Origin of the sequence: Salegentibacter tibetensis (genome assembly GCF_020164485.1) — a bacterium.
Lineage (GTDB): Bacteria > Bacteroidota > Bacteroidia > Flavobacteriales > Flavobacteriaceae > Salegentibacter > Salegentibacter tibetensis.
Genome location: NZ_JAIQZA010000087.1, coordinates 1 through 1,223, shown reverse-complemented (window position 1 = coordinate 1,223; position 1,223 = coordinate 1). Strand labels below are relative to the sequence as shown.

Annotated in this window: 1 protein-coding gene; it reads right to left on the bottom strand. The window is 35.7% G+C overall.

The features are described 5' to 3' along the window. Positions 1-14 precede the first annotated feature (14 nt). The gene (locus LB467_RS18595; protein WP_224475652.1) at positions 15-998 is read right to left on the bottom strand and encodes an IS110 family RNA-guided transposase; all 984 of its coding nucleotides are present in this window, start codon (positions 996-998) and stop codon (positions 15-17) included. Positions 999-1,223: the final 225 nt, after the last annotated feature.

The window sequence follows — 1,223 nt, the reverse complement described above, 5'->3', positions numbered from 1 at the left end:
CGTCAGTTCGATTTCTATGACAATTCCAAACGATTTTGATAATAGGTTTTATTTTTAATTAAAGCCATTGCAATATGGATCAACTTGTTTCTTACTGCATTTAATACACTCATTTTGTTTTTGCCTTCTTCTACCTTACGTTGATAGTAGCTCTGTAATTCATTATTCATTCTTACTGATCTCATTGCAGCCATTTGTAATACAGTTTTTAATGAGCGATCTGCCATTTTGGATACTCTGGGCTTTGTTTTGAGGCTACTCCCGCTCTGTTGGTCAAAAGGCACCACTCCGGCAAAACAGGCTAGCTTTCTTGGGTCGAGCAATCGTTTGAAGCCATGTGTCTTAGCAGCGATCATCCAGGCGGTAACATCTCCTATTCCTGGAACTGTTTTGATTCGGTCTATTTCTCTTTTTAATGAAGTTTCCTTAGCAATTTCTTCCCTTATCATTTTCTCGATTTCCTTGACCCTTTTTTGGATTCTCTGTATCTCTTTTTTGTTCCTGGTGATAAGCTTTGGAACAGAACTCACTGATTTTTGTTGATTAAGACCTTCTATTCTTTGTTTTAAAGCTCTTATTCGAGCAACCTCTGCTTTTCGTTCAGTTAATAGAACCTTTAAAGAATAGACGCTTTCCGATAGAGGTTCCCATGGGTCCAGATCCTCATTATTTCTTTCAATAAACCTAGCAATTCGCTTGGCATCCACTTTGTCATTTTTTCCCCGAACTAACCCAATACTTCTCTTGATATGCTTGGGGTCTACTACATATACAGTAAAATCGAAATTGGGTAGGACTTTATAAAGCTGGTGGTTGTAATGCCCAGTGTTTTCCATAGCTATCACAACACAACTATCAACTTTGCTTAATTCCTTAAATAGTTTTTTAATACTATTGGATTTGTTCTCAATTTTAAAAAACTGTTCTTGCTCAGAACCTTTTACACAAACATCCAGAGTTCTTTTACTCACATCGATACCAACATAAATACTTTTCATAACTTCGTAATGCTTTAGTGAAAGAGGGAATTTCATCAATAACTCAACTCCTTGATAATGGGCTTCAAATCCCGAATTTCTATTAGAGATTGTTGATGAAAGTCTGAACTTAGGTCTGAATCGCACTATGAATTTTTAATTCTGAGCGGGAATAGTTTACCTAAGTTCAGCTCTCTTTTCTTAATTAAACTTACAATAAATATAATAATGCAAGTCTAAAGGAGT

Coding starts and splice junctions, on each gene's coding strand:
- LB467_RS18595 (WP_224475652.1), bottom strand. CDS start 998: ATGAAAAGTATTTATGTTGGTATCGATGTGAGTAAAAGAACTCTGGAT.